The organism is Nonomuraea sp. H19, assembly GCF_052068215.1.
Taxonomy (GTDB): domain Bacteria; phylum Actinomycetota; class Actinomycetes; order Streptosporangiales; family Streptosporangiaceae; genus Nonomuraea.
This window is the reverse complement of the sequence record NZ_JBQHCV010000009.1, coordinates 349961-376889: the sequence shown is the minus strand read 5'-3', so window position 1 is coordinate 376889 and position 26929 is coordinate 349961. Positions and strand designations below refer to the sequence as shown.

Sequence of the window (26929 nt, the reverse complement as noted above, 5' to 3'; positions counted from 1 at the left end):
AAGGGCCCGGCGGCCCGCGTCCGGCGCCAACAGTCGCGGACGTGCTGATCGGCGACGAGTGCGACACCCATGGCGGCGGCACGCAGGACGGGCCCGAGTGGGTGGGCCCGTCCCCGAGGCCGGTGCCGCCCGCGTCACCTGCTTGACGTGAGACTGGAGGTCCAGAGGATCAGATGGTCGGCGTTGTACGTCGTGGACCGCCCGAGCGCCACGACCTCCGCGCCGGACACGGCCACCGCCGTCAGCCACTGCATCCCCTGCCCCGCCAGCCGGTCCTTGGCCGGCGCCACGCGGTTCCACGACAGGCCGTCCTGCGAGGTCCAGGCCGCGCTGTCGCCCTCGCCGGGCACGCCGTGCCAGCCGACCGCCACCAGCCCCTCCGGCGCCGCGGCCAGGTCGTACACCGCCGCCGCCTGGTCCGCGGGCAGCCAGGCCGTCTCCCACGTCGCGCCGTCGTCTGCGGAGACGGCCGCGAAGGCCCGCCGGGAGCCGCCCGTCAGGGCGGTGCCGATCGCCACCAGCTTGTCCTGATAAGTCGTGATCTGTCGGAGCCCGGCCGACGTGGCGTCCGGCGGGACGACGCGCGTGCGCGGGCTCCAGTTGACGCCGTCCTCCGAGTACCACACCACGCTGCTCTCGTGGTCGGCCGTCCCTGAGCCGCCCACCGCCACGAAGCCGTCCGCGGTGGCGATCGCGTCGTGGATCCGCACGCCGGAGCCGCCCTGCGGCAGCTTCTTCGACCTGGTGTACTTGCGCAGGTCGGCGGTGAACCACAGGGCCGCACCAGCCGTCCCCGCCTGGTCGCGGTCCTCGCCGGCCAGGACGTAGCCCTGCTTGCCCGCGGTCACGACGGTGGCGGCCAGATACGAGTGCTCGCGCTGGCGGACCAGGTCGCCGGAGATCTCGACCTTCTTCCAGCTCTCGCCGTCCCCTGAGGTGACGAGCAGGGGGTCGGTGAGCCCCACGTTGGTCTCCGTGCCGCCGACGGCCAGCCAGCCGCGGCTGCCGTGCGTCACGTCCTCCAGCCGCTGCCTGCCCGGGCCGCCGAGGCTCATCGACTTCCAGCTCTGCCAGTCCTTGATCGTCCACAGGCCGGCGTCGCCCGAGGCGGAGCCGACGGCCACGTACCGACCGGCGAAGCTGAAGATGCCGGTGGTCTCGCGGGCGATCCGCGTCAAGCCCTCGACGTCGCCGAGCGGCACGCGCGCGGCCTGGCCGCGCGGCGGCGCGGCCATGAGCACGAGCTGGTTGTCGACGTCGGAGGCCGCCTGGTCGCCGCCGGCGTACAGGGTGCCCCCGTCGGAGATCGTGAATCCGCGCAGCGTCGCGCCCGGCAGGTTGCCGAGGTCGGCCCGCTTGGCCCAGGCGCGCCCGTCCGTCGTGCTCAGGACGGAGTATCTGCCCAGGCTGGCCTGCGTGATCGCGGCGACGCCCGACGGGTAGGAGATCAACGACTCCACGCCGACGCTCTCACCGCTCAGGCCGCCGATGGTCCCGCACTGCGACCACTGCGCCCCGGTCGGTGAGCAGTAGACGCGTACGTCCCCCGCGATCGTCCGCTGCCGCGTCGGCACCAGTACGAACCGCTTGGGCAGCACCGCCAGCGTCCCGGTGCGCGGCATGGCCTCGGGGAGCTGGGAGCCGGTCGCCTGCCAGGTGCGCCCGCCGTCGGCCGACCGGACAACCCGCGAACCCTCGCCATCCGCGGGGTGCCCGATGGCCACGACGGTGTCGCCCTTGGCGACCACCGCGTTGATCTCGCGCACTTCCAGCCCTCTGGTCTCGACCCGCTCCCAGGTACGGCCGTCGCCGGAACGCCAGGCGGCCGGGCCCGACCCGCCGTCGTCCCCGGTCGTGCGTCCGACAGCGACGAACCCCGACGCCGTCCGCGCGATGTCGCTGATCTGGTCGCCCGGCCGGAACGCGGCCAGCCCGGACTCCGGCACGGCCTGCCAGCTGAATCCGTCGGTGCTGGTCCACAGGCCGCGCTCGCTCTGCCCGTCGCCGCCGCTGGCCAGCCAGCGCCCGGCACCGCCGACCACCCGCTGGACCGTGGACGTGGAGGCGCCGCTGACCTGGCCGAGTTGCCACTTCTTGCCGCCGTTGGGCGAGAACAGGAACAGCGGGCGCGGGGTCGGGCTCGTCGTGTCGCTGCCGACCGCGACCACGATCTTGCCCACCGAGGTCATGTCGTTGAGCTTCTGGTTGGTGCCGTCGCCCGCCGCCGGGACGGTGAACAGCTCGTCTCCAGAACGGCCCGTGCCCGCCGCCAGTCGCAGGCCGGGGGTCTCCTCCCCGGTCCACTGCCACACGAGCACACCGGCGGCCACGAGGACGGCCACGGCCACCGTCAGGACGATGGGGGTGGCCCGGTTGCCCCGTCCGGCGGGGCTGGACCTACGTAGGGCGGCGGGGGCCGGGCCTCTGTGGTGCCTGCCGCCGGCGCCCTGCGGGCGGGGCGGCCCGGTGGCGACCAGGAGGTCGGGCCGCGTGGGCCGCCCGGCCGGCGGCCGCCCGACCCGCCGGACCTCGGGCTCGTCCGAGCGCTCGCCCTCCTCGACGGGCTCGTCCGGCTCTTCCTCCCGGGGTACGGGCTCGGCGGGCTCCGCGGCGGGCACCACCAGGCGGTACGGGACCATACGGGGATCGCGCTGCGGTGCGGTTTCCTGCGCTTCCGGCTCGCTTCGCGGCGGGTCCGCTTCCGGCTCGCTCCGCGGCGGGACCGTTTCCGGCTCGGTCGGCGGCGGGCCGGAAGCCACGAGCTTGTCGGGCCGGGTGACGATGCGGCGGGGCCGGCGGCGCGGCTCGACCTCGGGCTCGGCCGTCGGCGAGCTGTACGGCCTGCGCCCCTTGGGCGGCTCCTGCGGCTCGTCATCCGGGATGGGCGCGGAGAACGGCGGCATGCCCCACGGGGACGTCAGAGGTAAGCCTCTGGCCCGATCGTCAGTGGGACCGGGCGGGGAGTGCCTGATCCTGGGCTCTTCAGAAGATTGCGGTTCCGACGTGCGCTCGGAACGCGGGTCGTCGTCACCCGGCGGTCGCCGTGGCGGTTCGCTGGGGCCGGAGGCCACGCGCCGTACCTCCTAGTCGAACGAGGCGTACGGGAACGATCGCGCGGACCGTTCCAGAAGGGTCGTCACGTTATATGCGCTTATTCCGAACGTCATGTGCTCACCCGACGAAGTATCACACGCGCCAACCGCCGGACCGTAATGATCACCTCCGGTGCACCCTCGCCGTCCCACACGATCCAGAGCAGCATGATTGAGCCGGAATAGCGAGACCTCTCTAGCGAGATTCCCCGAACCCTCCGCCTGATTTATCCCGAAATCGTGCTTATCGACCGCTTTTTGGCGAGATACAACACGCCGATCGCGTACACCGCGAACTGCACCGCGACCCCCACCAGCGCCTGCCAGGGCACCGCAACCTTGCTCTGGATCAAAGCGTCGTCGAGGTTCCCGGCGGCCGCGCTCAGCCCGAAGGCCAGCATGTTGTTCATCACGTGCAGCCCGATGGCCGCCTCCAGTCCCCCGGTCCGCACCGTCAGCCAGCCCATGACGACCCCGAACGCGAACACGTCCGCCAGCCCCGCCCACGAATAACCGTGCAACGACGCGAACAGCGCGCCGCCGATGACGACGGCCCAGACCGGATTGCGTACGTGCACGCCGATGGCCTGGATGAGCCAGCCGCGGAAGACGTACTCCTCGGCGGTCGCCTGGAACGGCACCAACAGCATGATCACGATGAGCGCGGGCACGAAGCGCTCCCACCCGGTCCAGGCGAACATGCCGGAGTACTCCTCGCCGGACACCATCAGGGCGACGAGTTGCGTGATCTGCCCGAGCACCAGCGCGAGCACGGCCAGCCCGGCACAGCTCAGCAGCCACGTCCAGCGCAGCCGCCCGGCCACCGACGACAGCGTGCCCGGCCTGCGCCGCTGGACGAGCACCGTCGTGCCGATCACGAACGGGAGCACCGCCGCGATCGACAGCAGCGCCACGACCAGCGCGAACACCGGATCGCCGAACAGTTCGCGATCGGGGTCGAGCGGCGCGGAGATGCCGAGCAGCAACGCCACCACCACGCCCGCGTACAGCACGAGAGCGCTGACGACGAAGAACGCCGCCGCGACCGCGATCGTGCCGACGATCGCCCGCCACGGATGGGCGGCCGCGGTTCTGGCGAGGTGGTCGTAGCGCACCCCACGCGGCAGCGGTACGAACCAAGACCGCTGCGGCGGCACCGGCTGATACGGATATGGCATGCCATACGGGACGTACGGCCCAGAATTTTCCGGCATCCATCCATTCTGTCCGTCTCATGCGCATTAGTTCACAGACGGTCCGCCCTTTTAGGCGGATGCTCGGAGGCATGGGGGCAGGGATCTGCCGCCTGCAGTCGGACGCTGACGCGGCCGACCAGAAGCATTTCGACCCTGGGAGCAGTCCATGTCAAGGCTGGGACCTGTCATCACCCTCATGGCGGGCGCCGTGCTCGCCGCGGGGCTGGGTGTCGCCAGCATCAACGCGACACCCGCGGCCGATCGCTCGGCCGCCGGCAACACCGCCGCGGAGGCACCCGCGGTGGAGGAGAAGACCGCGGAACCGTCCCCTTCGCCCACGAAGTCCGAGGCGGAGAAGGTGGAGAAGGTGGACTACGCCGGCCGCGTCAAGGGCAACGGCGCCCTCATCGCGATCTCGATCAGAGACGGCAAGGCCATCGGCTACTTCTGCGACGGCAGGACCGAGGTCTGGTTCAAGGGCAGCCAATCGGCCGGTCAGGTGAACCTGAAGGGCGTAGCCACCGGCAAGATCACGGCCGCGCTGGGCGGCGGGCAGGCCAAGGGCTGGGTCTCCGTCGGCAGCAAGAAGTGGAGCTTCGTCGCACCCACGGTGGTCAAGCCGTCGGGCCTGTACCGGGCCACCGCGATCGTCAGAGGCGCCCAGTTCAAGGCCGGCTGGATCATGGTGAAGAACCCGAACGGCGGCTACTACCAAGTCGGCGCCGCCACCGAGGGCGGCAAGCCGGTGCCGATCCCCGAACTGGACGGCGACGAGCCCACCGCGCCCGTGACGGCCAACGGCACCACCATCTATCCGAAGGACGTCGACGGCTTCATCGAGGAGATGCGATGACCGCCATCCGCCACCGGCCCTCTCGCGGCCTGGCCACGTTACTGGTGCCACTGCTGGCCGGCGGCCTGGTCATGCTCGCGCTCGGCGTCTACGGACGCGCGCACACCCCCACCGGGTTCGCGGTCGGGGTGGCGGGCTTCTCCGCCGCGCTGCCGATGAAGGTGTGGCTCACGACGGGGGCGTTCGTGCTGGCGATCGTGCAGGTAGTCTCGGCCCTGTCGATGTGGGGCAAGCTCGGGGTGAGCATCCCGCCCGGCGTGCACCGCTGGTCGGGGCGGCTGGCGTTCGTGCTGACGATCCCGGTCGCCTTCCACTGCCTCTACGCCCTGGGCCTGCAGTACGACGTGCCCCGGGTGCTCGCGCACTCGCTGCTCGGCTGCTTCTTCTACGGCGTTTTCACCGCGAAGATGCTGGCCCTGCCGAAACGGGACGCGCCCGGCTGGACGCTGCCGGTGCTCGGCGGACTGGTGTTCACCGCGCTGATCGGGCTCTGGCTGACCTCGTCGTTCTGGTTCTTCACCGCCATCGGCTTCAAGGTGTGAAGCTCTTCGTACGGGTCAGCCCGGCCGCCCGCCCCTTGGCGGCCACGACGAGCGCCATCTTGCGCGAGGCCTCGTCGATCATCTCGTCGCCCAGCATGACCGCGCCGCGCTTCTCGACCGTGGTGTAGTAGTCGTACGCCTCCAAGATGAGCTCGGCGTGGTCATAGTCCTCCTGCGCCGGCGAGAACACCTCGTTGGCCGCGTCGACCTGGGAGGGATGCAGCACCCACTTGCCGTCGAACCCGAGCGCCGCCGACCTCCTGGCGACCCGCCTGAACCCCTCGACGTCCTTGATCTGCAGGTAGGGACCGTCGATCACCTGCAGGTCGTGCGTCCTGGCCGCCATGAGCAGCCGCATGAGGATGTAGTGGTAGGCGTCGCCCTCGTCGTAGCCGGGCGGCTGCTCGCCGACGACGAGCGTGCGCATGTTGATCGACGCCATGAAGTCCGCCGGGCCGAACACCAGCGCCTCCAGCCGCTTGGAGGATCCGGCGATGGCGTCGGCGTTGACCAGGCCGCGGGCGTTCTCGATCTGCGCCTCGATGCCGATGCGGCCGACGGCGTACCCCATGGCCTTCTCGATCTGCGTGAGCAGCGTGTCGAGCCAGACGATCTCGGTGGGATCCTGCACCTTGGGCAGGATCAGGCAGTCGAGGAACTCCCCCGCCCCCTCGACGACCTCGATCACATCCCGGTACGTCCACTGCGTGGTGAGATCGTTGACCCTGACCACGCGAGTCTTGCCGGACCAGTCGCCCTCGCGCAGGGCGGCCACGACGTTCGCGCGCGCCTGCTCCTTGGCCGCCGGCGCGACGGCGTCCTCCAGGTCGAGGAACACCTCATCGACGGGCAGGGTCTGGGCCTTCTCCAGGAAACGGGGGTTGCTGCCGGGCACCGCGAGAACCGAACGACGTGAGCGCATGCGCACACGCTAGCCGTTCACCCCCGGAGGCCGGGGGTGAGGGGCTCAGCGGTTCGGTGACAGGCCCAGAGGGACGCCCTTCAGGCTGGAGGAGCGCTTGCTCAGCCCGGCCGCGATCTTGCGCAGCTCGGCCGCGGCGGGCGCGTCGGGATCGGTCAGCACCAGCGGCTTGCCCTCGTCGCCGCCCTCGCGCAGCCGCAGGTCGATCGGGACCTGGCCGAGCATGGGCACGCGGGCGCCCAGCGTGCGCGTCAGCGCGTCCGCGACCGTCTGCCCGCCGCCCTCGCCGAACACCGCGATGCGCTCGTCGCAGTGCGGGCAGGGCAGCCACGCCATGTTCTCGATGACCCCGGCGATCTGCTGGTGGGTCTGGGCCGCGATGGACCCGGCCCGCTCGGCCACCTCGGCGGCGGCCATCTGCGGCGTCGTCACGACCAGGATCTCCGCCGACGGCAGCCGCTGGGCCACCGAGATGGCGATGTCGCCGGTGCCCGGAGGCAGGTCGAGCAGGAGGACGTCGAGGTCGCCCCAGTAGACGTCGGCCAGGAACTGGTGGAGCGCCCGGTCCAGCATCGGACCGCGCCACACCACGGGCGTGTTGCCCTCGGGGGGCTTGAACATGCCGACCGAGATGACCTTGATGTCATGCGCGACCGGCGGCATGATCATGTCCTCGACCTTGGTGGGCCGCTCGGCGGCGCCCAGCATGCGAGGAATGCTGTGGCCGTAGATGTCGGCGTCGACGATGCCGACCTTGAGGCCGCTCGCGGCCATGGCGGCGGCCAGGTTGACCGTCACGGAGGACTTGCCGACCCCGCCCTTGCCGCTGGCCACCGCCAACACGCGGGTCAGCGAGCCGGGCTGGTTGAACGGGATCTCCTTCTCCGGCCCGCGGTCGCCCCGCAGCGTGGTCTGCAGCTTCTTGCGCTGCTCGGTGCTCATGACGTCGAGCTCGAGCTCGACGCCCGTCACACCCTCGACCTTGGCCACGGCGGTCGTGACATCGCGGCGGATCGTGTCCTTCATCGGACAGCCGGCCACGGTGAGATAGACCCCTACGCGCACCGCCCCGCCGGGAGCGATCTCGATGCTCTTGACCATGCCGAGATCCGTGATCGGGCGACGGATCTCGGGGTCGATGACGGTCCCGAGGGCCGCCGTCACCTGTTCCTGGGTTGGTGCCATCGAAGTCTCGGCACGAAGGAGTGCCGGCCCTCCTTTGTCGGTATATGTGTGACAGGCGCGGGTCGCCAGTGAGGATGCCTCTCCATGGTATGAACCCGTGGCCTTGCTGAGTTAATCCATGCGTTAGATGTCTGTGCAACAACGCCTAAGGTTACTCCGTGACTCTTCTGCGCGACGAGGGCTTGACCGTCGAGGAGCTGGCGGTCTGGCGGATGATGCAGCGCGCCCAGGTGCGCATCACCCGCCATCTGGAGGCGGAGCTGCTCGACGCCCACGATCTGCCGCTGGCCTCGTACGACGTGCTCATGCAACTGGCCGAGACCCCCGAGCGGCGGCTGCGCATGAATGATCTGGCGAACCGCGTGCTGCTCTCCCGCAGCGGCCTGACCAGGCTCATCGACCGGCTGCAGCGGGACGGGCTGGTGTCGCGGGAGGCGTGCGCGGACGACGCCCGCGGGCTGTTCGCGGTGCTGACGGACCGCGGCGCGGCGCGGCTGGCCGAGGCGACCCCGACCTACCTGCGCGGCATCAGGAGCCAGTTCCTCGATCTGCTGGGGGCGGGCGAGATCCGGCAGATCCGGGCGATGCTCGCCAAGCTCGACGTCAACGGCGCTCCTTGAGTTCCTCCAGCAGCCGGCTGAGCTCCGTACGCAGGTAGTCGCGGGTGGCCACCTCGTTCAGCGCCAGGCGCAGGCCGGCGATCTCGCGCGTCAGATATTCGATCTCGGCCTGATTGCGGTCGGCGGCCTCGCGATCCTGCTCGTACTGGATGCGGTCCCTGTCGCCCTGCCGGTTCTGCGCCAGCAGGATCAGCGGCGCGGCGTAGCTGGCCTGCAGCGACAGCATGAGCGTGAGGAAGATGAACGGATACGGGTCGAACTTGAGGTGCGCCGGCGCGACCGCGTTCCAGATCCCCCAGACCGCGACGAAAACCGTCATGTAGACGAGGAACCGCCCCGTGCCGAGGAAGCGGGCGATCCGCTCGGACAGCCGGCCGAACGCCTCGGGGTCGTAGTGGGGCCGCAGCGAGCGGCGCAGATCGCGGGGCTGGTCCAGTCGTTCAGCGGTCACGGTCGGCCCTCTCGCGCCAGTCCTCGGGAAGCAGGTGGTCCAGGACGTCGTCGACGGTCACCGCGCCGACGAGCCTGCCGAGCTCGTTCACGACCGGGGCCGCGACGAGGTTGTAGTGCGCCAGGTAGGAGGTGACCTCGAGCAGCGTGAACTCCGGCCTGATCGGGTCGATCGACGGGTCGAGCACGGCGCCGAGCAGCGTGGACGGCGGCTCGCGCAGCAGCCGCTGGAAGTGCGAGACCCCCAGGTACGTGCCCGTCGGCGTCTCCGTCGGCGGCCGGGTCACGTAGACCTGGGCGGCCACCGCGGGCGTCAGGTCCTGCTGCCTGATGTGCGCGAGCGCCTCGGCCACCGTGGACGTGGGCGGCAGGATCACCGGCTCGCTGGTCATCACGCCGCCCGCGCTGTTCTCCGGGTACGTCAGCAGTCGCCGCACCGGGGCCGCCTCCCCCGGCTCCATCAGCGCCAGCAGCTTGGCCGCCTGCTCGTCGGGCAGGTCGTGCAGCAGGTCCGCGGCGTCGTCGGGGCCCATCTCCTCCAGCACGTCGGCCGCCCGCTCGGGCTCCAGCGTGCCCAGGATGCCGATCTGGTCGTCGGGCGGCAGCTCCTCCAGGACGTCGGCGAGCCGGTCGTCGTTGAGGGCGCGGGCGATCTCCACCCGGCGCTTGCTCGGCAACTGGTGCAGGGCGGTGGCCATGTCGGCGGCGCGCATGGACGCGAACGCGGCGATCAGACCGGCCGCGCCCTGGTCCTTCTGCAGGGTGTCGAACCCGGACACCGCGTTCCAGTCCACGATCCGGGGCTCGCGCCGCCTGCCTTTGTAGAGGGCGACCTTGGTGATCTCCCAGGTGGACGGCTTGACCTCCTCCATGGCCACGTCGTAGACGGTCATGGGCTGGTCCTCGAGGCGCACGGTGAGGTCGAGCATCTCGCCGACGACCAGCGTCTCGGTGGCGCGCTGCTCGAACCTGCGCATGTTGAGGCGGCCGGTGAAGACCACGGCCCCCGCCTCGATGCGGCGTACGCGGGTGAGGGGCAGGAACACCCGCCGCCGCGGCTGCACCTCCACCACCAGGCCGTGGACGTTGGGCCGGCGGCCGATGCGCAGGCCGACCACGACGTCCCGGACGCGGCCGATCTGGTCGCCCGCGGGGTCGAAGACCGGGGTCCCCGGTAGCCGGGCCACGAAGATCTGCACGTGGCCAGGCTAACAGGGCTGTCCCGTTGCGCCCGGGACGCCTGTCGTGTCAGTATCAAACCCGCTTAACGGTCATTACGTAGGTAGGTGGTGTGCGATGAGGTATGCGGGGCTCGCGCTCGCGTTCGTGTCGTCGTGGTGTTTCGCGTTCTCGGGTCCCATGGCCAAATACCTCATCGCCGCCGGGCTGGCCCCGATCGAGGCCGTCTGGACGCGCATGGCGGGCGCCGGGCTGCTGCTGGTGGCCGTGCTGGCCGTGGTCAAGCCGCAGGCGCTGCGCATCCCCCGGTCGCGGCTGCCGTTCTTCGGGCTGTACGCGGTCATGGCGGTGGCCGGAGTGCAGGCCCTCTACTTCGTCGCGATCACACGGCTGCCGGTGGGGATCGCGCTGCTGCTGGAGTTCATGGCCCCGGTGATGGTGGTGGCCTGGGTGCGGTTAGTCCGGAAGGTACGGCTGGCGCGGGCGGCCTACATAGGCGCGGTCGTCGCCGTCGTGGGCCTGGGGATCGTCGTCGAGGCGTGGCAGGGGCTGCGACTGGACGCGCTCGGGCTGCTGCTGGGGCTGCTGGCTGGGGCGTGCTGCGCCGGATATTTCATCATGAACGATAGCTTCGGCGACGACGTGGACCCGCTGGGCCTGATCGCGTGGGGGATGACGGGGGCGGCCGTGGTGCTGATCCCGTTCGCCCGCCCGTGGGACATCCCCTGGGACGCCTTCACCGTCTCCGCGACGCCCGAGGGCGGCCTGACGCTGCCGGTGATCGTGGCGTACCTGTGGATGCTGCTGGTCGCGACCGTGATCGCGTACATCCTGGGGGTGCACGCCGTGCGGCGGCTGTCTGCCGCGGTGGGCGCCACGGTCGCGTCCCTGGAGGTCATCGCCGGCGCCGTGGTGGCCTGGGCGCTGGTCGGCGAGACGCTGGGCGTCTTCCAGATCATCGGCGGCCTGATCGTCCTCTCCGGCGCCCTCCTGGCCCAAACCGCCACGGCCGCCACTCAGCCCGTCCCTGCGGCACTCGAAGAGCCCATAGAGGCCACGGCACAGGCTTGAGCGCGCCCGGAATCAGCGGTCGGGAGTGAGCCGCAGAACGGTGGACTCGCGAGCCCAGCGCTCGGTGAGCTGCTCGCTGTCGCGGGCGTTGAGCCGCTCCTTGGCCAGCACCGCCACGGCGTCGGCCGCCGCGGCCTGATCCACGACGGACACCGCCGCGTCGAACTCCACCAGCCGCGCGCCGTTGTCCTTGCTGCGCAGCGTCACGTGCACCCGGTCGAGCGCGTCGAGCCCGGGCAGCTCCTGCTCCTCGCCGCCCGTCACCAGGTAGATCGCGCCGTCGTGCCAGGCGTGCCAGGCCAGCCGGGGACGGTCGAGGGTGAGCCAGAGGATGCCGGACTTCTTGGCACCCTCCTCGATGGCCGCGGTGTTGTCGCTCACACCTCAGCACTGTACTCGGGGCGCGGTCAGGTCGCCTCGGAGTCGTAGGGCGGGAGCTCGCCGAAGCCGAGCTCGTCCACGGGCTCGGGCTCGTATGGAGCCGTGGTGGCCGGCTCCAGCTCCTTGGACTTGCCGTTCCAGTCGTCCTCGATGTCGTCGAGGAGGTGCTTGCGGACGAAGTTCCGCGGGTTGAGGTCGGCCGGGTCGAAGTTCTGGAACTCCGGGCCCAGACCGGCGCGGAGATCGTCGCGCGCGTTGTTCGCCATCCGGCGCAGGTTACGAAGCGTCCTGCCGGCCTGTGCGGCGGCCTGAGGCAGTTTTTCGGGACCGAAGACGAGCAGCGCCAGAATGACCAGCGCCCCGATCTCCATCCACCCGAGTCCGAACACCGTGAGCTCCTACCGCAGTCCAACCGTTCCGAGGACTACCCCGGCCTATCCACAGACTAAGGGCTTTGGGGGATAGGTCGGTCGCTCCCCCAGGCTTCGCCGGTCGGCGCCCACTTGCCGAAGCCGCAAAACACCCTAAAGCGTTTAAGACGGGGAGGGCCTGGGCTCTTCGTCGGCCGCCACGGTGAGCGTGGCGGTGCGCTCCTGGCCCGCACGCTGGTACTTGATATTGATCTTGGCTCCCGGCGCCTTGCTCCGGATCAGCGCGATCAGCTCGTTCCCGTCCTGCAACGCCAGCCCGTCCATCTCCAGGATCACGTCACCGGCCTTCAACCCCGCCTTGTCGGCAGGCCCGTTGGCGTCGACCGGCTGACGACCGCCAGAGGGCCCACTGGCGATCTTCACGCCCTGCCCCTGGTAGTCCTTGTCCAGAGTGATCCCGATCTTCGGCCGCTTGGCCCGGCCGGTGCTGATCAGCTCCTCGGCCACCCGTCGCGTCTGGTTGACCGGGATCGCGAAGCCCAGCCCGATGCTGCCGCTCTGGCTGTTCACCGACCGGCTGAGGGTGGCGATGGCCGAGTTGACCCCGACGACCTCGCCCCGGCCGTTCACCAGCGGGCCGCCCGAGTTGCCGGGGTTGATGGCGGCGTCGGTCTGGATGGCGCTGATGTACGCGGGCTCCTCGTTGCCCGTGCCGGTTTCGTCGCCCGCGATGACCGGCCGGTTGAGCGAGCTGACGATGCCGGTCGTCACCGTGCCCGTCAGGCCCAGCGGGGAGCCGATGGCGATGACCGGGTCGCCGACCACGACCTGGTCGGAGTTGCCAAGGGTGATCTCCGGGGTGCCGAACGTCTCCTCCGGCTTGATCACGGCCAGGTCCGAGCCGGGGTCGCGGCCCACGATGCGGCCGGAGGTGGTCTTGCGGTTGTGGAACACGATCCGGATCTCGCCGCCGTTGGCGGCCAGGGCGACCACGTGGTTGTTGGTCACCACGTAGCCGTTCTTGATCAGGAAGCCGGAGCCCGATGCGCCCTCGGTGTTGGAGCCGTTGCCGACCTCCAGCGAGACCACGCTCGGCAGCACCCGCGAGGCCACGCCCGCCACCGAGTCCGGCGGCCGGTTGGTGGCCCCCGTCGGCACGGGGCCGAGGCTGTAGGAGGGGTCGGTGCCGCTGCTCGGCCTGGTGAGCAGGTAGGTGCCGACGCTGCCCAGCAACGAGGCCACCAGGGCGACGGCCACGGCGATCGCGATCAGCCCGCCGGTGCCGGGGCCGCGCCGCTGCGCTCCGGCCGCGCCCGGCCCGCCCGGAGGCGGCGGCGCCCAGCCACTGCCCATGCCGAGCGCCTGGCGCGGCGGCGGCGGCGGAGTCCCACCGCCGTAAGAGGACGACCCACCGAACGGCGGCCCCTCATAGGGCCGCGCACCGCTGTCCGGGGGCCCGAACAAGGGGCTCTCGTAAGACCGCGTACCCGTGTCCGGAGGCCCGAACGACGGACTCTCGTAAGACCGCGCACCACTGTCCCCGTAGGACGGGCTCTCATAAGGCCGCGCACCCGTGTCCGGAGGCCCGAACGACGGACTCTCATAAGGCCGCGCACCCGTGTCCGGAGGCCCGAACGACGGACTCTCGTAAGACCGCGCACCACTGTCCCCGTAGGACGGGCTCTCGTTGGAGCGCGCACCAGCATCAGGAGGCCCGAAGGAAGGGCTCTCCTGAGAAGGCGCACCAGTGTCAGGAGCCCCGAACGTGGGAGGACCGTGAGTGGGGGACGGACCACTCTGGGGGGAACTGTCGTACGAGCCACCGCCGTCATACGAACCGCCGTACGAGCGGTACTCATATGGCTGCTCGTACGGCGGCACGCCGGAGACCTCGGTACGGCCCGACGGGTCGCCCCACGAGAGGCCGAAGGAGGCGGGCGGCTCCGGCCGCCGGCCTGCCTGGTCGGATGAATCCTGCGCGGGCAGGAACTCCGGCCGCCCCTGTGGCTCGGAGGAGTCCGACGGCGTGCGTCCTTCGGTGGGGCGCGTCTCGTCGGTCATCTAAGTCTCACCACTCCTTGGCTCGGCCACCGCAATCCTCGTTCTTGCGGCATACGAGGGTCATAAAGCATTCGTCAGGAATCGCCTATGACAAATCCCGAACCCAGATCGTATGCCCCAAGCGTCGTGAACTACGCCAAGCCCAGCATCCCAGGCATATCTGGATCTCAAGGCGTGGCGGTCGAGGGAGCGGTCGACTGCGACGGCTGAACCTTCCAGAGCTCGACGGGCGGCGTGACGGAGTTTTGCCCCGCGCTCGAGACCGCGAAGAACGTCCCGAGCGCCACGGCCGCGGAAACCACGCTGACCGCGACGTACGTCGTGCGCCGCCTACTACCGCGCCCAGGGCCCGAGGCCCCGCCAGTGGCGTCCCTGCGGGGGCGGTTGTCGAGGGGAGCGATGGTGTGCGGCCCAGGGATGGGCACTCCCCCGAACGTACGGTTGGGGAAAGGGCGCTCCCTCGGCGGCAGCGGCCCTCCCGGCTCCGCCATCCGGAGCAGGGACATCGTCAGGTCGGCGGGCATCGCCGGGGTGTCGAGCGAGCGCAGGCGCGACTTCAGCGCCCGCATCGACTCGACCTCGTGCCGGCAGTCAGCACAGAAGGTCAGATGCGCCAGCGCGCGCTCTCGTTCGTGATGATTGAGCTCCCCGTCGACGAGCGCGGAAACTCTCTCTCCAAGATGAGCCATGTCAGAATTCCTCCCCACGGATCACGGTCGGGGGGAGTTGAGAATTACGGGGGGCCCGATGGTCGAGCGCCTCCCGCAACTGCGCCCGGCCACGGTGAATACGGCTTCGGACCGTACCCAGCTTGACGCCGAGCGTGGCCGCGATCTCCTCGTAAGACAGGCCCTCGATGTCACACAGCACGATCGCGGCCCGGAACTCGGGTGCGAGCGCGTCGAGGGCGGCCTGAATGTCGGGCTCCAGGTGAGCGTCGTCGAACGCCTGGGCCGGGGACGGCTCCCTGCCGCGCAGACGCTCGGCGGCGTCGTCGGCCAGTCCCTCGAACCTGATGCGCTGCTTGCGCCGCGCCATGTCGAGGAACAGGTTGGTCGTGATCCGGTGCAGCCACCCCTCGAACGTGCCGGGGGTGTAGCTCGACAGCGACCTGAAGACCCGTACGAAGACCTCCTGTGTGAGGTCTTCGGCATCGTGGACGTTGCCGGTCAGCCGATAAGCCAGCCGATACACGCGTGCGGAATGCGTCCGCACCACTTCCTCCCAGGTGGGAGGAGTCCAGTCAGACGACACGGGAGTATCTGCCTGGTGGTCGCTTTCGTCCACCAGAACTCCTCTCTCTGGGACCACCGCTACCGCCATAGTGCCTGGTTTCGTCCCTTCGTGCGCACTGCCTGCCCTCCGGACCGGCAAAGCCCGTTTAAACCTGCAACGCCTCGAGAGCCTCCTGAGTTCCCGTCCAGGCGTGTCTCCCCTAGGCTGCGATCGTTGCCAATCACGTGTATGACCTTCTGCGACCAATCGCACGAAAGTTGGGGGGAGGAGGCCGATGACCAGTCCGGTGGAGGCCACTCTGGCCTATGCGGAGCAGTTCCATCAGGAGGATGAGATCCTGCACGCGGCGCGTCAGCGCGGGCTGGAGATGGGGGCCACGCCCGTCCTTCCCGGCGGCGGGGCCGCGCTGTGCTTCCTCGCCACCGCCGTCCACGCCAAGTCGGTCGTCGAGATCGGCACGGGGTGCGGGGTCTCGGGTCTGTGGCTGCTGCGCGGCATGCGTACGGACGGGACGCTGACGAGCGTGGACGTCGAGCCCGAGCATCAGCGGCTGGCCAGACAGGCGTTCGCGGAGGCGGGGTTCGCGGGCGGGCGGGTGCGGCTCATCACCGGGCGGGCGCTCGACGTGCTGCCGCGGCTGTCGGACGGCGGCTACGACGTGGTGTTCGCCGACGGCGCGAAGCAGGAATACGCCGACTATCTGGCCGAGGCGGTCCGGCTGCTGCGCGTGGGCGGCGTCGTGGCCTTCGCCAACATGCTGTGGCACAACCGGGTGGCCGATGCCACGCAGCGCGACCCCGACACGGTGGCGCTGCGCGAACTGGGCAAGCTGGTGCAGTCGGACGACCGCCTGCGCTCGGTGCTCATGCCCCTGGGCGACGGCCTGCTGGCCGCCGTCAAGATCGCCGACTGAGCGCGAGACGGCCTCGGCCGCGAAGGCCGCGCTACGCCCGGGTGAGCCACTCCAGCAGGACGCGCACGCCGAATCCCGTGGCGCCCTTGGTCAGCGTGCCCTCGTCCACCGTGCTGCGCCCGACCCCGGCGATGTCGAGGTGCGCCCACGGCCGCCGCCCCGCGAACTCCCGCAGGAACAGCGCCGCCGTGATCGACCCGGCCCCGTATCTGGACCCGGCCTCGACGTTGGCGAAGTCGGCGATCGACGAGTCCAGCGCGGGCGCGTAGTCCTCGATCAGCGGCATCCGCCACAGCCGGTCGTCGCTGGCCTGCCCCGCATCCAGCAACTGCTTGGCCAGCACGTCGTCGGAGGCGTAGACGGCGCCGACGCTGCGGCCGAGCGCCACGCTGATCGCCCCGGTGAGCGTGGCGATGTCCACGACCGCGTCGGGGTCGAGCACGGCGTCGGCGTAGGCGAGCGCGTCGGCCAGCACGAGCCGCCCTTCGGCGTCGGTGTTGAGCACCTCGACCGTGCGCCCGCCGTAGTGCTTGATGACGTCACTGGGCCGCTGGGCGGTGCCCGACGGCATGTTCTCGGCGGCCGCGATCAGCCCCGTGACGCGTACGGGGGCGCCCAGCTCGGCCAGCGCGCCGAGCACGGCGATCACGACGGCCCCGCCCGCCATGTCGGTCTTCTGGAACTTCATGTTGTCGGTCGGCTTGAGCGACAGCCCGCCCGAGTCGAACGTGATCCCCTTGCCCACCAGCACCACGTGCCGGTCGACCGGCTCGGCGGGCGTGTAGGAGAGCTGGATGAGCCGGGGCGGGCTGGCCGAGCCGCGCCCGACGGCGACGATGCCGCCGAACCCGTCGGCCTGCAGCTGCTCCTCGTCCCACACCCGCACCGGCAGGCCACGCTCGGCGGCCCGGTCGGCGAGCCAGGCGGGGTTCTTGACGGAGGCGGGCGTGTTGGCCAGGTCGCGGGCCAGGGCGACGGCCTGGGCCACGGTCTCGGCGCGCCGCACCTGCCCCTCGTCCGCCCCGGCGAACGCCAGCGCCCGCACGGCCTTCTTGCCCGCATTGCCGATCTTGAACGAGTATGAGGCCAGCAGCGCCGCCTCGGCGAACGCCGCCACGTCGCCCTCGGGCGGCACCACGGTCAGTGTGTCCCTGCCCTTGACCCGGCGCGTGAGCGCGGCGCCGGCCTTGCGCAGGGCACCCGGCGAGCCGTCGCCCACGCCGTAGAACAGCACCCTGCCCACGCCGCCGGCCCGCGCCACCGGCACCTCGACGATCTCCCCGGCCTCCCCCTTGGCCTCGTAGTGCGCCAGCAGGTCGGCCACCGGCACGTGCAGCTCGACGGCGTGCGCGGGGCTGAGGTCGGCGGCGTAGGGGACGGCCAGCAGCTCGGCGCCGGCGGGAACCGCGGCGACCACAGAGGCAGTGGTCTCAATAGGCACGGACGATCTCTCCTCGAACGTCAGCGACCCTGGCGCCGGACTACGCCAGGGTCGTGGAACCAAAAAAAAGTCTCTCCGGGGAGTGCTCAGCCGACGACGTTCTTCAACGCCTCACCGAGCGCCTTTGCCTCGTCGGCGGAGATCTCCACGACGAGCCGGCCGCCACCCTCCAAAGGGACCCGCATGACAATGCCGCGCCCTTCCTTGGTGACCTCGAGCGGACCATCGCCGGTCCGCGGCTTCATCGCCGCCATGCGTGCATCCCTTCCTGCCTTGGGCTCCCGCGGCCCCGCGATTTCCGACCGCCCGTGGGGGGTGGTCGGCGCATTCACGTCTTCTGTGATGTCCCATTCTCCCGCATCGAGAGCGCTCATGGGTAACGATCTCCTCCCAGAATGCGTTGTCGAGCGGTGCGATGACGTCCAGACTGGACTGCGTGCACGCTCGCGCCGCTCTGTTCGATCTCTATGGAGACCACCTGCGTTCACGCGGTGGGCAGGCGTCCGTCGCCGCGCTCGTCCGGCTCATGAAACCCCTGGAAATAGCCGCCCCCGCGGTGCGGACGGCGGTCTCGCGCATGGTGCGACAGGGGTGGCTGCGCCCGGTCAGGCTCCCGCAAGGAGCCGGGTACGCGCTCACGCCGAAATGCGTCCGCCGCCTCGATGAAGCGGCCTTGAGAATTTACCGAGCCGGGACTTTGATCTGGCACGGCCGCTGGCACCTGATCGTCCTGGAGCCCGTCAAAGAACGCCCGCGCAGGGAACGGCTGCGGGCCGACCTGACGTTCCTCGGCTACGCGGCGCTGTCGGAGACGACCTGGATCGGTCCACGCTCGTCCATCGAACTGGACAACCTGCTCGAGAGCGAGGGCGTGCGGGCCGACAGGTTCGACGCGGCGCTCGAGGGCGACCCGCGCGAGCTGGTGGCGCGGGCATGGGATCTGGCCGCCATCGGCGAGGCGTACGAGCACTGGCTCGCCGCGGCTGTCACGCTGATCGGCAGACTGCCCGAAGGGGCACCGGCGGACCAGGTGTTCGCCACCAGGAGCAGGCTCGTGCACGGATGGCGCAATTTCCTGTTCCGCGATCCCGGCCTGCCGCCTGAGCTGTTGCCCGCCGGCTGGCCGGGTGAGAAGGCCAGGGCCTACTTCGAGCAGGAGGCCGCCCGGCTGCTGCCCGCAGCCGCCGCGTTCGTCGACAGGGAGTTGATTTGATCCGCTATGACGTGGCCGATGCCGTCGCCACCATCACCCTCGACCGCCCCGACGCTATGAACTCGCTCACCGCCGAGACCAAGGAGGCCCTCCTCGGCGCGCTGCGCCGCGCCGCGGGCGATCGCTCGGTCAGGGCCGTGCTGCTCACCGGCTCGGGCCGGGCCTTCTGCGCGGGTCAGGACCTGCGCGAGCACGCCGGCAACCTGGAGGCCGGGCGCGGCCTGGCCGACACCGTCCGCGAGCACTACAACCCGATGGTGGAGCTGATCACCACCATGGCCAAGCCGGTGGTGGCCGCGGTCAACGGCGTCGCCGCGGGCGCGGGCGCGTCCCTGGCCTTCGCCTGCGACCTGCGGATCGCCTCGGAGAAGGCCAAGTTCGCGCTGGCGTTCTCCGGCATCGGGCTGGCGCCGGACTCGGGCGCGTCGTGGACGCTGCAACGCCTGGTTGGGCGTGGCCGCGCCGCCGAGCTGCTGCTGCTCGGCGAGCCGCTGGACGCGGCCCGCGCGCTGGAGCTGGGCCTGGTCACGCGCGTGGTCCCCGCCGACGACGTGCTGAAGACGGCCCAGGAGCTGGCGGTACGCCTCGCCAACGGCCCGACACTCGCCTACGCCGCCACCAAGCGGGCCCTGGGTTACGCCGCGACGCATTCGCTGCCCGACGCCCTGGCCATGGAGGCCGAACTCCAGGACCAGTGCGCCGCCACCAGAGACCATCTCAACGCCACCCGCGCCTTCCTGGCCAAAGAACTCCCGACCTTCACAGCCGAGTGACGCGGGATACTCCATAGCCCATGCGCCACTCCGACGACGCGCCGGCGAACGACGACGACGACTTCGACGCGTTGCGCGCGACCGCGCTCGGCCTGCTCACCGGCGGCCGGATCGACGGCTCCGACCCCGTCTACGCCAGACCCCTGGCCAGGCTGAGCGAGGCGGCCGCCGACCGGCTGGCCGCCCTGTCCCCCGGCCTGACCTGGCCGGACCTCCCGCTGGACGGCCAACCTGGCAACGTGACGGGCGGCTACGCGCGGCTCCGGCTGATCGCCACGGCCTGGGCCACGCCCGGCACCGCCCAGCACGGCGACGACGCCGTGGCGACGACGGTGGTGGACGCGCTCGACCTGCTCTACGAGCGCCACTACAACGAGCGGCTTCCCGAGACGGGCAACTGGTGGTTCTGGGAGATCGGCACGCCCGCCGAGCTGAGCCGCGCGTGCGTGCTGCTCGGCGACCGGCTCGAAGCCGACCGGCGGGCGGCGTACCTCGGGGCGATCGACCGGTTCTGCCCGGACGCCGACTGCCGCGCCGGGTGGCCCGAGATTCGCGAGACCGGGGCGAACCGGGCGGACAAGGCCTGCATCGTCGCGTTACGCGGTGTGGCCGGGCGCTGCGCGGCCAAGCTGGCGGCGGCCAGGGACGGACTGTCCGATGCGCGGGGCGGCGTGTTCGGGTACGTCGAGTCCGGCGACGGCTTCTACCGCGACGGGTCGTTCATCCAGCACGGCGACGTGGCCTACACGGGCTCGTACGGCCTGTCCCTGCTGATCGCGGTCGCCCGCACGCTGGCGCTGCTCGACGGGTCGCCATGGGAGGTCACCGATCCGGGGCGGCAGGTGGTGTTCGACGCGGTCGAGCGGTCCTTCGCGCCGTTCGTCCACGACGGGCTGCTGATGGACACGGTCAGAGGGCGGGCGGCCACCCGGCAGGCGTTCTCGGACGCGGTGGCGGGCCACGGCCTGATCGGTGCCGTGCTGCTGCTCGCGGGGTGCGCGCCGGAGCCGTACCGGAGCCGCTTCAAGGAACTGGCCAAGGGATGGATCGAGCGCGGCAGGAGCCGCCCCTACCTGGAGCACGCGGACGTGCCGGAGACGCGGCGGGCGGTCGCGGTGCTGGACGACCCGGCCGTCGAGGCCGCGGCCGGGGCCGTCGGGCACTTCGTGTTCCCCTCGATGGACCGGGTGGTGCACCGGCGGCCCGGCTGGTCCTTCGCGATCAGCCTCTCGTCCCGGCGGATCGCCGCGTATGAGGCGATCAACCGGGAGAACCCGCACGGCTGGTACACCGGCGACGGCATGACCTACCTCTACACGAACGACCTGGGCCAGTTCGGAGAGGACTTCTGGCCGACGGTGGACCCGTACCGGCTGCCGGGGACCACGGTCGACACGCGCGAGCGTGCGGACCTGTCCTTCCGCGCGCACCGGCCGGACAACGCGTGGGCCGGCGGCGCGGTGCTCGACGGCCGGTACGGCGCCGCCGCCATGGAGCTGGCCGGCGACGGCGTGAGCCTGCGGGCCCGCAAGTCGTGGTTCTGCCTGGACACCGCCGTGGTGGCGCTGGGCAGCGGCATCACCGGCGGCGACGGCCGCACCATCGAGACGGTGGTGGAGAACCGGGCCACGGACGCGGAGCCGTACCTGGGCGATGGCTGGGCGCACCTGCCGGGGGTGGGCGGCTACGTGTTCGAGGGCGCGCTGTGCCTCGTGGAGGGGCGTAACGGCAGTTGGCGGGACATCAACGCGGGCGACGACACGCGCGGCGCCCTAGACCCGGTCACGCGGCGCTACGTGACCTTCTGGTTCGACCACGGCGTCGATCCCGTGGACGCCTCCTACGCCTACGTGCTGCTGCCCAACGCCTCGCGCGAGCGCACCCGGGCCTTTCGCGGGTCGCGTCCCGTGCGGGTGGCGGCCAACACGCCGCAGGTGCAGGCGGTGCGGACGCGGACGATGCTGGCGGCCGCGTTCTGGGGGCCGGCTCGCGTCGAGGGCGTCAGCGTGGACGGGCCCTGCGTGGTGCTCGTGCGGCGGGCGGCCGAGCGGGTCTTCCTGGCCGTGGCCGACCCGAGCAGGACGGTGGACGCCGTGACGCTCACGCTCGACCGCCCGGCGCGCGGCGTCGTCAGGGCCGACGACACCGTCTCGGTACGGCCGGGGACGAACCCCGCCGTCACCGTCCGGCTCGGCGGCTCACTCGGGCGGACGCACACGGCCGAGCTCAGCGTGTACGCGCCACGCAGCCCTCGATATGGTCGTTGACCAGGCCGATCGCCTGCATCAACGCGTAGGCGGTGGTCGGGCCGACGAACCTGAAGCCGTGCTTCTTCAGCTCCTTGGCCAGCGCCTTCGACTCCGGGGTGGTCGCGGGCACGTCCGCCATCGACCCCGGCACGGGCGCGCCGGGGTCGGCGAAGCGCCACACGAGCTCCGACAGGCCGTCCGGCAGGTCGAGCGCCGCCCTGGCGTTGGCGATCGCCGCCTCGATCTTGGCGCGGTTGCGGACGATGCCCGCGTCCCCGAGCAGCCGCTCCACGTCCTGCTCGGTGTACGCGGCCACCTTGACGATGGAGAAGCCGTCGAAGGCGGCGCGGAAGTTCTCCCGCTTGCGCAGGATCGTCAGCCACGACAACCCCGACTGGAAAGCCTCCAGTGCCACTCGCTCGAAGACCGCGTCATCGCCTCTGACCGGGCGGCCCCACTCATCGTCGTGGTAGGCCAGGTACATCGGGTCCGCCATGCCGGGCCAGAAGCAGCGGATCGGCTCACTCACGAACGCTCGTCCCCGTCCTTGCCCATCGCGGCGCGCACGGGCTCCTGCCCGCCCTCGCTGCCTTCGTCACCGGGCTTCAGCGCGTCGGCCGCCTCTTCCGGGTCATCGATGCGCTCATCCGGCTTCTCGTCCTCCTCACCGACGGCCTCGCTCGCCACCGGCTGCCCGGCAGCCGCAACCGGCTCGTCGTCGACTGCGGCCGGCTCGTCGGCGCTCACGACAGGCTCGGCCACGTCGTCGGCGTCAGCATCGGCGGATTCATCGGCGGCAGCATCGGCGGCGTCGCCGTCGGTCTTGGGCACCCGCCACTCCGTGCCCTCCGGCAGGTGCCGCAGCTCCGCGCCCCCGTCCCAGGACACCGAGGCCCCGCTCGCCGACACGGGATCGCCGGACTCCGGCAGCTCTCGCGCGCTGGCCGGCGGCGAGTGGTCGGTACGCAGGCCGTTCCCCGGCGCCGCATAGACCTCCTGACGCGCCTGCAGCCGGCTCGCCAGCAGCTCCGAGACCCGCTGCTCCAGCACCGCGATCCGGGTGTCACGCGCGCTGATCGCGCCGGCGGCCTTGCGGAGGGTCTCGTCGACGCTGGCCGTGTGGTAGCCGACCAGGTTGACCGGCAGTTGGAGCGCCATGAAATCGACCGCTGTGAGCTGCCCCGGCTCGGGGAGGTCGAGGGGCGGCACGTCCGGCGGGAACTCGGTCAGCTCACCGCCCTTGCCCAGGGAGACCAGGACCACGCAGGCCAAGACGGCGATGGCGGCGATGGCGAGTATGACCAGCACATTGGCATCGTACTCATAGCATCGGGGCATGAGAGGCGCACTTGCCTCATCTGGCGCGTCTCCGGGCGGCGAGCGCGCTGGTCACCGGGTGGACTCGCCGAGTTCGGCGATGCTGGGCCGGACCGGCTGGGAGCGGGATTCGAGGTGGGCGAACGCCTCGTCCACCGTCGTGGTCCAGGAGATCGCGTCGAAGACCTCGGCCCGGGTGAAGCCCTCGTCGTACAGGTGGCTCATCAGCTGCTTGAGCGGGCCGTACAGGCCCCAGGGGTCGAGGACCACCAGGGGGCGGTCGTGGATGCCGAGCACCCGCGCGGTCCAGATCTCGAAGAGCTCCTCCAGCGTGCCGATGCCGCCGGGCAGCACGAGGAACGCGTCGGAGCGGGCGTCCATGAGGCCCTTGCGCTCGCGCATGTCCGTGGTGACGATCAGCTCGTCCGACCCCTCGTCCGCCACCTCGATGTCCACCAGGACCTGCGGGATCACGCCGATCGTGCGCCCACCGCCCGCGCGGGCGGCCGAGGTGACGGCGCCCATGCAGGAGACGGTGGCGCCGCCGCTCACCAACGTGTGACCCCGCTTGGCGAGCTCGGCACCCACCTGTCCGGCCAGCTCGATGTACTTCTTGTCGATGTGCAGGCTCGAGGCGCAGAAGACGCAGATGTTCACACCGAGAAAGCCTATTGGGGCTCGGCGTGCTGGGCCCCAGCGGCCTCCAGCTCCTGCCCGCGCTGCTCGGAGTTGGCCAGGTCGGCGTCCACGATGATGCGGACGGCCTCGTCCACGTCGTCGGTGACGCTGATCAGATCGAGGTCCTGAGCCGCGATCTTCCCGGTGCCGAGCAAAGTGCTCTTGATCCACTCCAGCAGCCCGCCCCAGAACTCAGTGCCCATCAGCACCACGGGGAAGGCCGTGACCTTGCCGGTCTGCACCAGCGTCAGCGCCTCGAACAGCTCGTCGAGCGTGCCGAAGCCGCCGGGCAGGGTGATGAAGCCGCAGGAGTATTTGACGAACATCGTCTTGCGCACGAAGAAGTAGCGGAACTCGATGCCGAGGTCGATGTAGTCGTTCATGCGCTGCTCGAACGGCAGCTCGATGCCGAGCCCGACCGACACCGCGCCGTCCACGTCGTTCGCACCGCGGTTGGCGGCCTCCATGACGCCGGGCCCGCCGCCGGTGATCACGGCGTAGCCGGCCTGGGCCAGCGCCCGGCCGAGCGCCTGGCCCATCTCGTAGTCGGGCGACCCTTCGGCGGTGCGCGCGGAGCCGAAGACGGTGACCGCCGGCGGCAGCTCGGCGAGCTGGCCGAACCCCTCGACGAACTCGGCCTGGATGCGCAGCACCCGCCACGGGTCCATGTGGACCCAGTCGGATGGCCCCTGACGGGCGAGCAGGCGCTGGTCGTGGGTGGAGGTGGGGACGAGGCTGCCGCGGAAGACCGCCTGCCCCTGACGGCGTTCTCGACGTGACGGTTCCATGGGGATCACGCTAGTCCTTCTCGTACGAGGTCGGTCTCACTGCTGCCCACGAGTTCCGTGAGAGTCACCTCTGAGCACGAACTCCCTGGCAGGAGGGCCAAATCGGCTGTTTAAAAAATCTTGGAAAAACCAGGGAACCGAATTTCGGCTCGCCCGCGTCTAACTGCCGAGGGTGCTGCTCGGGACTGAAAGTGGTCTTCCCCGCCAAATGGCCGGCGCGGAAGGCCACTTTCATTTTTGATCCTTTCCGAGGGACCCGCAGAGTGTCGATGCGTGATGCTACGATTACGCACAGATGATGGACGGGGTCGAAGGCACCGGGCGACCGGGAAACGGCTCCTGACCCGATATCGGCCATCTCCCCATCGCGGGCGGCACGCCGCCCGGGGCGTCGTCAACCGCCCGGACGCTACGGGTCGTCCGGCAGCCAGCCGGAAGTCTCGAGAGCAAGCCCCTCCCTTCAGGTGGGTGCAGTTGACGTTGTGAGCCAGTTCAGCATGGCAGTCTCGCTCTCGACGATCTTCGGGAGCGAGACGTACTCCCCCTGCTGGTGCGCGAGGTTCGGATCGCCGGGCCCGTAGTTCACGGCCGGCACGCCCAGCGCGGAGAAGCGGGCCACGTCCGTCCACCCCAGCTTGGCCCGCGGCGTGCCGCCGACGGCCGCGGTGAACGCCGCCGCCACCGGATGCGTCAGCCCCGGCCGGGCCGCCGGCGCCGCGTCCACGAAGGCCACCTCGAAACCGTCGAACACCTCTCGTACGTGCTCCTGCGCCTGCGCGATCGACAGGTCCGGCGCGAACCGGTAGTTGACCGTCACCACGCACAGATCCGGAATGACGTTCCCGGCCACCCCGCCGCGCACGCCGACCGCGTTGAGCCCCTCGTGGTATTCGAGCCCGTCCACCACCGGCCGCCGCGGCTCGTACGCGTTCAGCCGGGTCAGCACCGGCTCGATCCCGTGGATGGCGTTGACCCCGAACCAGGACCTGGCGCTGTGCGACCGCTTGCCCGTCACGGTGACGTCGGCGCGCAGCGTGCCCTGGCAGCCGCCCTCGATCACGCCGTCGGTCGGCTCCATCAGCACCGCGAAGTCGGCCGCGAGCCAGTCGGCATGGTCCCTGGCCACGCGGGTGAGGCCGTTGCGCTCGGCCTCGATCTCCTCGCAGTCGTAGAAGACGTACGTCACGTCCTTGGTGGGCGCGGGCACGGTGGCCGCCAGCTTGAGCGCGACCGCCACGCCGGCCTTCATGTCCGACGTGCCGCACCCGTACAGCAGGTCTCCCTCGACGCGGCTGGGCAGGTTGGCGGCGACGGGGACGGTGTCGAGGTGCCCGGCGATCAGGACGCGCTCCCGGCGCCCCAGGTCGGTGCGGGCCACCACGGTCTCGCCCGACCGGTCGACCTTCAGGTGCGGCAGCGCGGTCAGCGCCCGCTGGACCGCGTCGGCCAGCGCCCGCTCGTCGCCGCTCACCGACTCGATGTCCACGATCGCGGCGGTCAGCGCGCGTACGTCCTGCGTCAGATCCAGCATCAGGTGTCCACTCCGTGTTCGCGCAGCACCTCGTTGAGCGCCGCCTTGTCGTGCCGCTGCCCCGGCTCCAAACGCTTGATCACCAGCACGCACGGCAGCCCGAACGTGCCTCCGGGGTATTCCTTCTGCCGGGTGCCGCCGACGGCCACGCACCAGTCGGGGACCCGGCCGCGGGCCAGCTCCTCGCCCGTCTCGACGTCGATCACCGGGATCGACGCGGACAGGATCGTTCCGGCCCCGACGACCGCGCCCCGGCCCACCCTCGCGCCCTCGACGATCATCGCGCGGCTGCCGATGAGCGCCTCGTCCTCGATGACGACCGGCACGGCGTTGGGCGGCTCCAGCACGCCGCCGATGCCGACCCCGCCGGACAGATGCACGTTCTTCCCGATCTGGGCGCAGGATCCGACGGTGGCCCAGGTGTCGACCATGGTGCCGGTGTCCACGTACGCGCCGATGTTCGTGAACGACGGCATCAGCACCACGCCGGGCGCGAGGTAGGAGCCCCAGCGGGCGATGGCGCCGGGCACCACGCGTACGCCGTCGAAGGAGCTCTTCAGCGGGATCTTGTCGTGGTGCTGGAAATCCCCCACCTGCGAGCGGGCCATGCCGAGCACCTTGAAGCCGAGCAGGATGGCCCGTTTGGCGCGCTCGTCCACCACCACCTCGCCGTCCACCAGCCGGGCGACCCTGGCCTGACCCTGGTCGAGCAGGTCCACCGCCGCGACGACCACGTGGCGTGCCTCGGCGTCGGCCGGCGACAACTCGGCGCGGCGCTCCCACAGCTCATCGATGGCCGGAGATATCCGCGCGGAGGTGCTCACGTCACTCATGGCCCGGAGCTTATCCGGCCGGGTAGGTTTTTCA

27 protein-coding genes are annotated in these 26929 nt (G+C 70.8%); 8 read left to right on the top strand and 19 right to left on the bottom strand.

The features are described from left to right. Window positions 1-134 precede the first annotated feature (134 nt). Complete coding sequence (locus ACTMTI_RS22630; protein ID WP_441122450.1) at window positions 135-2903, bottom strand: hypothetical protein; 2769 nt, start codon at window positions 2901-2903, stop codon at window positions 135-137. A 416-nt stretch (window positions 2904-3319) separates the two neighbouring features. After that, the gene (locus ACTMTI_RS22625) at window positions 3320-4306 is read right to left on the bottom strand and encodes a lysostaphin resistance A-like protein (RefSeq protein WP_441122449.1); all 987 of its coding nucleotides are present in this window, start codon (window positions 4304-4306) and stop codon (window positions 3320-3322) included. A 148-nt stretch (window positions 4307-4454) separates the two neighbouring features. On the opposite strand from ACTMTI_RS22625, the gene ACTMTI_RS22620 reads away from it, so the two are divergent. Continuing rightward, window positions 4455-5141 (top strand): hypothetical protein, encoded by a 687-nt coding sequence (locus tag ACTMTI_RS22620; protein ID WP_441122448.1) that lies wholly within the window; start codon window positions 4455-4457, stop codon window positions 5139-5141. Further along, window positions 5138-5683 carry a DUF6529 family protein gene (locus ACTMTI_RS22615; protein ID WP_441122447.1) on the top strand — a complete coding sequence of 182 codons (546 nt, stop codon included), beginning with the start codon at window positions 5138-5140 and terminating at the stop codon, window positions 5681-5683. Before ACTMTI_RS22620 ends, ACTMTI_RS22615 begins: the two co-directional genes overlap by 4 nt. On the opposite strand, the gene ACTMTI_RS22610 is transcribed toward ACTMTI_RS22615, so the two are convergent. Both ACTMTI_RS22610 and ACTMTI_RS22605 read right to left on the bottom strand, forming a co-directional pair. Further along, a complete protein-coding gene (locus tag ACTMTI_RS22610; protein WP_441122446.1) occupies window positions 5673-6605 on the bottom strand; it encodes an HpcH/HpaI aldolase/citrate lyase family protein in 933 nt (310 codons plus the stop codon). The two genes, ACTMTI_RS22615 and ACTMTI_RS22610, sit on opposite strands and share 11 nt — an antisense overlap. A 45-nt stretch (window positions 6606-6650) precedes the next feature. Next, window positions 6651-7790: an Mrp/NBP35 family ATP-binding protein gene (locus tag ACTMTI_RS22605; RefSeq protein WP_441122445.1), complete on the bottom strand. Its 1140-nt coding sequence runs from the start codon at window positions 7788-7790 to the stop codon at window positions 6651-6653. A 158-nt stretch (window positions 7791-7948) separates the two neighbouring features. On the opposite strand from ACTMTI_RS22605, the gene ACTMTI_RS22600 reads away from it, so the two are divergent. After that, window positions 7949-8410, top strand: coding sequence for a MarR family winged helix-turn-helix transcriptional regulator (locus ACTMTI_RS22600; protein ID WP_441122444.1), 462 nt, complete (start codon window positions 7949-7951; stop codon window positions 8408-8410). On the opposite strand, the gene ACTMTI_RS22595 is transcribed toward ACTMTI_RS22600, so the two are convergent. Both ACTMTI_RS22595 and ACTMTI_RS22590 read right to left on the bottom strand, forming a co-directional pair. Continuing rightward, window positions 8394-8861: a DUF1003 domain-containing protein gene (locus ACTMTI_RS22595; protein WP_441122442.1), complete on the bottom strand. Its 468-nt coding sequence runs from the start codon at window positions 8859-8861 to the stop codon at window positions 8394-8396. The two genes, ACTMTI_RS22600 and ACTMTI_RS22595, sit on opposite strands and share 17 nt — an antisense overlap. Continuing rightward, window positions 8851-10059 (bottom strand): magnesium transporter MgtE N-terminal domain-containing protein, encoded by a 1209-nt coding sequence (locus tag ACTMTI_RS22590; protein ID WP_441122441.1) that lies wholly within the window; start codon window positions 10057-10059, stop codon window positions 8851-8853. Before ACTMTI_RS22590 ends, ACTMTI_RS22595 begins: the two co-directional genes overlap by 11 nt. Before the next feature lie 97 nt (window positions 10060-10156). Here ACTMTI_RS22590 and ACTMTI_RS22585 point away from each other — a divergent pair, with 97 nt between their 5' ends. Next, window positions 10157-11110 (top strand): EamA family transporter, encoded by a 954-nt coding sequence (locus tag ACTMTI_RS22585; protein WP_441122440.1) that lies wholly within the window; start codon window positions 10157-10159, stop codon window positions 11108-11110. Between the two features lie 12 nt (window positions 11111-11122). Here the strand turns inward: ACTMTI_RS22585 and ACTMTI_RS22580 are convergent, their stop codons facing one another. The 5 genes from ACTMTI_RS22580 to sigE all read right to left on the bottom strand — a co-directional run bounded on the left by ACTMTI_RS22580 (window position 11123) and on the right by sigE (window position 15246). Further along, window positions 11123-11491 (bottom strand): hypothetical protein, encoded by a 369-nt coding sequence (locus ACTMTI_RS22580; protein ID WP_441122438.1) that lies wholly within the window; start codon window positions 11489-11491, stop codon window positions 11123-11125. Between the two features lie 26 nt (window positions 11492-11517). Then, entirely contained in the window at window positions 11518-11880 is a 363-nt protein-coding gene (locus tag ACTMTI_RS22575) for a sec-independent translocase (protein WP_441122437.1), read from the bottom strand. A gap of 144 nt (window positions 11881-12024) precedes the next feature. After that, window positions 12025-13215, bottom strand: a complete 1191-nt coding sequence (locus ACTMTI_RS22570; RefSeq protein WP_441122436.1) for a S1C family serine protease — start codon at window positions 13213-13215, stop codon at window positions 12025-12027. A gap of 875 nt (window positions 13216-14090) precedes the next feature. Beyond that, window positions 14091-14612, bottom strand: a complete 522-nt coding sequence (locus ACTMTI_RS22565) for an anti-sigma factor family protein (protein ID WP_441122435.1) — start codon at window positions 14610-14612, stop codon at window positions 14091-14093. Window position 14613: 1 nt separating this feature from the next. Continuing rightward, window positions 14614-15246, bottom strand: coding sequence for an RNA polymerase sigma factor SigE (sigE, locus tag ACTMTI_RS22560; protein ID WP_441122434.1), 633 nt, complete (start codon window positions 15244-15246; stop codon window positions 14614-14616). 187 nt (window positions 15247-15433) lie between these two features. On the opposite strand from sigE, the gene ACTMTI_RS22555 reads away from it, so the two are divergent. Next, window positions 15434-16072: an O-methyltransferase gene (locus tag ACTMTI_RS22555; protein WP_441122433.1), complete on the top strand. Its 639-nt coding sequence runs from the start codon at window positions 15434-15436 to the stop codon at window positions 16070-16072. Window positions 16073-16103: 31 nt separating this feature from the next. On the opposite strand, the gene ACTMTI_RS22550 is transcribed toward ACTMTI_RS22555, so the two are convergent. Next, window positions 16104-17513: a leucyl aminopeptidase gene (locus ACTMTI_RS22550; RefSeq protein ID WP_441122432.1), complete on the bottom strand. Its 1410-nt coding sequence runs from the start codon at window positions 17511-17513 to the stop codon at window positions 16104-16106. A gap of 86 nt (window positions 17514-17599) precedes the next feature. Beyond that, complete coding sequence (locus ACTMTI_RS22545; protein ID WP_020545024.1) at window positions 17600-17767, bottom strand: DUF3117 domain-containing protein; 168 nt, start codon at window positions 17765-17767, stop codon at window positions 17600-17602. A 161-nt stretch (window positions 17768-17928) separates the two neighbouring features. On the opposite strand from ACTMTI_RS22545, the gene ACTMTI_RS22540 reads away from it, so the two are divergent. From ACTMTI_RS22540 to ACTMTI_RS22530, 3 genes are read left to right on the top strand one after another with little or no spacing between them, the layout of a single operon-like run. Beyond that, entirely contained in the window at window positions 17929-18726 is a 798-nt protein-coding gene (locus tag ACTMTI_RS22540; protein WP_441122431.1) for a PaaX family transcriptional regulator, read from the top strand. Continuing rightward, on the top strand, window positions 18723-19499 hold the full coding sequence (locus ACTMTI_RS22535; RefSeq protein WP_441122430.1) for an enoyl-CoA hydratase/isomerase family protein: 777 nt from the start codon (window positions 18723-18725) through the stop codon (window positions 19497-19499). The genes ACTMTI_RS22540 and ACTMTI_RS22535 overlap by 4 nt, the downstream gene beginning before the upstream one ends. 20 nt (window positions 19500-19519) lie before the next feature. Then, window positions 19520-21766: a polysaccharide lyase 8 family protein gene (locus ACTMTI_RS22530; protein ID WP_441122429.1), complete on the top strand. Its 2247-nt coding sequence runs from the start codon at window positions 19520-19522 to the stop codon at window positions 21764-21766. Here the strand turns inward: ACTMTI_RS22530 and ACTMTI_RS22525 are convergent. The 6 genes from ACTMTI_RS22525 to ACTMTI_RS22500 form a co-directional block, all read right to left on the bottom strand. Further along, window positions 21726-22244 carry a DNA-3-methyladenine glycosylase I gene (locus tag ACTMTI_RS22525; RefSeq protein ID WP_441122481.1) on the bottom strand — a complete coding sequence of 173 codons (519 nt, stop codon included), beginning with the start codon at window positions 22242-22244 and terminating at the stop codon, window positions 21726-21728. The two genes, ACTMTI_RS22530 and ACTMTI_RS22525, sit on opposite strands and share 41 nt — an antisense overlap. Before the next feature lie 29 nt (window positions 22245-22273). Continuing rightward, the gene (locus ACTMTI_RS22520; RefSeq protein WP_441122428.1) at window positions 22274-23056 is read right to left on the bottom strand and encodes a hypothetical protein; all 783 of its coding nucleotides are present in this window, start codon (window positions 23054-23056) and stop codon (window positions 22274-22276) included. An 81-nt stretch (window positions 23057-23137) separates the two neighbouring features. After that, entirely contained in the window at window positions 23138-23722 is a 585-nt protein-coding gene (locus ACTMTI_RS22515; protein ID WP_441122427.1) for a TIGR00730 family Rossman fold protein, read from the bottom strand. Between the two features lie 11 nt (window positions 23723-23733). Beyond that, window positions 23734-24531, bottom strand: coding sequence for a TIGR00730 family Rossman fold protein (locus ACTMTI_RS22510; RefSeq protein WP_441122426.1), 798 nt, complete (start codon window positions 24529-24531; stop codon window positions 23734-23736). Window positions 24532-24991: 460 nt separating this feature from the next. Next, complete coding sequence (gene dapE, locus ACTMTI_RS22505; protein ID WP_441122425.1) at window positions 24992-26062, bottom strand: succinyl-diaminopimelate desuccinylase; 1071 nt, start codon at window positions 26060-26062, stop codon at window positions 24992-24994. Further along, on the bottom strand, window positions 26062-26895 hold the full coding sequence (locus tag ACTMTI_RS22500) for a 2,3,4,5-tetrahydropyridine-2,6-dicarboxylate N-succinyltransferase (RefSeq protein ID WP_441122424.1): 834 nt from the start codon (window positions 26893-26895) through the stop codon (window positions 26062-26064). Before ACTMTI_RS22500 ends, dapE begins: the two co-directional genes overlap by 1 nt. Window positions 26896-26929: the final 34 nt, after the last annotated feature.